Source organism: Methylobacterium sp. WL103, assembly GCF_008039885.1.
In the GTDB taxonomy this organism is placed as follows: Bacteria; Pseudomonadota; Alphaproteobacteria; order Rhizobiales; family Beijerinckiaceae; genus Methylobacterium; species Methylobacterium cerastii.
Window position 1 is genome coordinate 1 of the sequence record NZ_VRUX01000389.1, and the last position, 4096, is coordinate 4096.

The 4096-nt window shown below is 68.2% G+C and carries 2 protein-coding genes and 2 pseudogenes; 1 reads left to right on the forward strand and 3 read right to left on the reverse strand.

Going from position 1 to position 4096, the window contains the following annotated elements; all coding sequences use genetic code 11:
• Window positions 1-496 precede the first annotated feature (496 nt).
• Together rpsA and FV222_RS19040 are read right to left on the reverse strand one after the other, a co-directional pair.
• The gene (rpsA, locus tag FV222_RS19035; protein ID WP_147753551.1) at window positions 497-2221 is read right to left on the reverse strand and encodes a 30S ribosomal protein S1; all 1725 of its coding nucleotides are present in this window, start codon (window positions 2219-2221) and stop codon (window positions 497-499) included.
• A 335-nt stretch (window positions 2222-2556) separates the two neighbouring features.
• The gene (locus FV222_RS19040; protein WP_147753550.1) at window positions 2557-3264 is read right to left on the reverse strand and encodes a cell cycle transcriptional regulator TrcR; all 708 of its coding nucleotides are present in this window, start codon (window positions 3262-3264) and stop codon (window positions 2557-2559) included.
• A gap of 390 nt (window positions 3265-3654) precedes the next feature.
• Here FV222_RS19040 and FV222_RS31295 point away from each other — a divergent pair.
• Window positions 3655-3855, forward strand: a pseudogene (locus tag FV222_RS31295) (PepSY-associated TM helix domain-containing protein); the annotation flags it as partial.
• On the opposite strand, the pseudogene FV222_RS31300 reads toward FV222_RS31295, so the two are convergent.
• Window positions 3846-4096, reverse strand: a pseudogene (locus tag FV222_RS31300) (PepSY domain-containing protein); the annotation flags it as partial. The pseudogenes FV222_RS31295 and FV222_RS31300 sit on opposite strands and share 10 nt — an antisense overlap.

The following is a 4096-nucleotide window of genomic DNA, read 5'->3' on the forward strand; positions in this document are numbered from 1 at the left end:
CCACACGGACAGCTTGCGGCGCAACCGCCGCCGGTCGATCAGGAGTTCGGCGTCGGCTGCCATGCGCTGGTCTGCTCCCTGGCGGTCCCGGCCTCGCGGCCGGCCGGTTCTCAGCCCACCCGCAGACCGATGTCCGGGGCAGGGCGCACGAGGCCCGCGTGCCGCGGCACGATCCGCACCGCACGCGTCGGTACAGACCAAGTCCTTGGCAGGCTTGAACTCGTGGGCGCCGGGCCGTTGCCCGCGAGCGGTGTTCTAGCCCTGCCGGACACGGACCGGCAAGGGGCGCGGGGAACCAAAACCGCATCGCCTTAAGGTTGCGCTGCACCCGTCATGGCCGACCGAATCCGTGCAGGCCCTGAAACCGGTCACGCTGCCGAGGGCACGAGACCGCCAAAAAGAAAGGCCCGCGCCGGACGGGTGTCCGGCGCGGGCCTCGGATCGAATGGGCCCGCCGGCCGCCCGGGCGGAACCCGGGCGGCCAGCGAGGACCGGACTACTTCTCTTCGACGTCGTCGCTGGTGCGGGCCTTCTTGAAGGCCGCGCCGAGGATGTCGCCGAGCGAGGCACCCGAATCGGCCGAGCCGAACTGGGCCATCGCCTCCTTCTCCTCGGCGACTTCCAGCGCCTTGATCGATAGCTGGACGCGGCGCGCCTTGCGGTCGAACTGGATGACGCGGGCGTCGAACTTCTCGCCGGCGGCGAAGCGCTCGGGGCGCTGGTCGCCGCGGTCGCGGGCGAGCTCGGCGCGACGGATGAAGCTCTGCATGTCGGTGTCGACGATCTTCACCTCGATGCCCGAATCTTTCACCTCGACGACCTCGCAGGTGACGATCTGGCCCTTTTTGACGTCGCCGGCCTCGGCGAAGGGGTCCCCGCCGATCTGCTTGATGCCGAGCGAGATGCGCTCCTTCTCGACGTCGACGTCGAGAACCTGCGCCTTGACCATGTCGCCCTTCTTGAACTCCTCGATCACCTGCTCGCCGGGACGGTTCCAGTCGAGGTCCGACAGGTGGACCATGCCGTCGACGTCGCCTTCCAGGCCGATGAACAGGCCGAACTCGGTCTTGTTCTTGACCTCGCCCTCGACCTCGGAGCCGACGGGGTGCTTCTCGTTGAAGGCCTCCCACGGGTTCTGCAGGGTCTGCTTGAGGCCGAGCGAGATGCGGCGCTTGACGGGGTCGACCTCGAGGATCTGCACTTCCACTTCCTGCGAGGTGGAGACGATCTTGCCGGGGTGGACGTTCTTCTTGGTCCAGCTCATCTCGGAGACGTGGATCAGGCCCTCGATCCCCGGCTCCAGCTCCACGAAGGCGCCGTAGTCGGTGATGTTGGTGACGCGGCCCTTGAGCTTGGCGTCGACCGGGTAGCGCTGGGCGATTCCCTCCCACGGGTCGGCGAGCAGCTGCTTGATGCCGAGCGAGATGCGGTGGGTCTCGTGGTTGATCTTGATGATCTTGACCTTGACCGTCTGGCCGATGGTCACGACCTCGGACGGGTGGTTCACGCGGCGCCACGCCATATCGGTGACATGGAGCAGGCCGTCGATGCCGCCCAGATCCACGAAGGCGCCGTACTCGGTGATGTTCTTGACGACGCCGTCGATGACCTGACCCTCTTCGAGGTTGGCCACGAGCTCGGAGCGCTGCTCGGCGCGACTCTCCTCCAGCACCGTGCGGCGCGAGACGACGATGTTGCCGCGGCGGCGATCCATCTTGAGGATCTGGAACGGCTGCGGGGTGCCGAGCAGGGGCGTCACGTCGCGCACCGGGCGGATGTCGACCTGGGAGCGCGGCAGGAACGCCACGGCGCCGTCGAGGTCGACGGTGTAGCCGCCCTTGACCTGGTTGAAGATCGTGCCGGAGACGCGCTCGTTGGCCTCGAAGGCCTTCTCGAGCTTGACCCACGACTCCTCGCGGCGCGCCTTGTCGCGCGAGATGACGGCTTCGCCGAGCGCGTTCTCGATGCGGTCGACGTAGACCTCGACCTCGTCGCCGACGGCGAGCTCGCCCTCGCGGCCGGGGCCGTTGAATTCCTTGAGGGCGACGCGACCCTCGGTCTTGGCGCCGATGTCGATGACCGCGACGTCCTTCTCGATCGCGACGACGCGACCCTTGACGACGGAGCCTTCGGTGATCTCGTGTTGGAGGAACGATTCCTCGAGCAGCGCCGCGAAGTCGTCGCGGTAGGTGTCGCGCTGCAGAGCGGTACCAGCAGTCATTCTGTCTCCTGAACGGGCTCCCTCGGGGATGCCCTCACGTCGGCGGCTCGTGTTGCGAACGCCCCCGTTGCCGCTGCCGCTCCGGATCGAGGAGCGACCGATCCGAAAATGGGATCGGCTTGCCGACGCGTTCGTACGGTGTCCGAGGGCGGTCGTCCCGGGGCGGCGCCGCGCAACACTGAAACACGCGCGTGCGGTCGGCCTGGAAGGACGCCGGCTCTCTACAGCAACGGGCCCGGAAGTTCAACAGAAACGGGTGTCGACGCAGAACGGGCCCGCTTCCTTCGAAGCAGGCCCGCAGCGTCGGTCCGAAGACTTGGGAGACCGCGAAGAAATCAGTCCTCGTCGTCGTCCGCCGGGCGGACGCCCTTGAGCTTGGCGAACACCGAATCGGCGTTGATCCGCTCCTCGCGACCGCCGTGGCGGTGCTCGTCGGCCTCGGGCGCCTCCTCGCGGGTGGAGACCTCGGTCGGCAGCAGCGAGGCGCCCGAATCGGCGGCCAGCGCCGCGGGACGGTCCTTGGCGGCGCGCTGGACCTCGAAGTCGAGGTCGATCTGGGTGCAGAGCCCCAGCGTCACCGGGTCCATCGGCTGCAGCGAGCCGGAGTTCCAGTGCGAGCGCTCGCGGATCTGCTGGATCGTCGACTTGGTGGTGCCGACGAGCCGGATCACCTGCGCGTCCTTCAGCTCGGGGTGGTTGCGCAGCAGCCAGAGGATCGCGTTCGGTCGGTCCTGGCGGCGCGACAGCGGGGTGTAGCGCGGACCCTTGGTGGTGCGCTTGACCTCGGGCAGCTTCACCTTCGAGACCGCGACCTTGAGCTTGTAGGCCGGCGACTTCTGCGCCTTCTCGATCTCGTCGCGGGTGAGCTGGCCAGCGGTGATCGGGTCGAAGCCCTTGATCCCGGCGGCGACCTCGCCGTCGGCGATGCCCTTCACCTCGAGCGGGTGCAGCTTGCAGAAATCGGCGATCTGCTCGAAGGCGAGCGAGGTGTTCTCGACCAGCCAGACGGCGGTCGCCTTGGGCATCAGCGGACCCTGGGTCATGTTTCGCACGGGCTCCAAAACCGACGCGGGGACGGACGGGGCCGGGCATCGGTCCGCAGGCTCCGGACCGCTCGATCCGAAAGTCCCGTCTCACGCGTTCAAAAGGGGAATGACCTCGTATACGCGGGGGCGCCGGAGGGCGCAATCGACTCGACGGCCTGCGGTGGGCCGATCATCGAACACGCGGCGTCGGAGTATCGACCCTCGGCGCTTCATCCGGCACAGCCATTCGTCTGTCCGGGGCGCGCGAAGGGTTCCGAGGCTTTCGATCGCCGCGGCCCGAGAAACACAAGTCGATGCTCTTTCGAATTGTAATAAATTAGACTCCACAACTCAGGACTTCTACGGAAAGACTTGACCGCACGCCGTTTCCGTGACGTACCGCCTGCGATGTTTGTCTCCCTCCGCACCGTCCTGTTTCGCCTGCACTGGGCGCTCGGCCTCACCGCCGGGCTCGTCCTCGCCCTGGTCGGCGTCACCGGTGCGATGATGAGCTACGAGGAGGCGATCCTCGACCTCGCCAACGCCGACCGCGCGCAGGTCGCGGTCCAGGATCGGCCGGTTCTCGGGCCGGAGGCGCTGGTGGCGAGGAACACGAGGAGCGCCAAAGCCGCGGCGCCGGTGATGGTGCGGCCCCAGCCCCTGCCCTCTCCGGGCAGCAGCAGCCACCGGTGCAGGCCGCGAATCGTGGCGAAGGTCGCCTCGCCCCGGACCTCGCCGCGCAGGGTGCCGTCGTAGGGGTCGAGGTAGACCGACGGCGCCCGCCCGCCGGGCTTGACGTCGCCGGCTTTGGCGTCGTCGGCGAAGCGCGCCCGCGGGGCCAGCGCGGGGT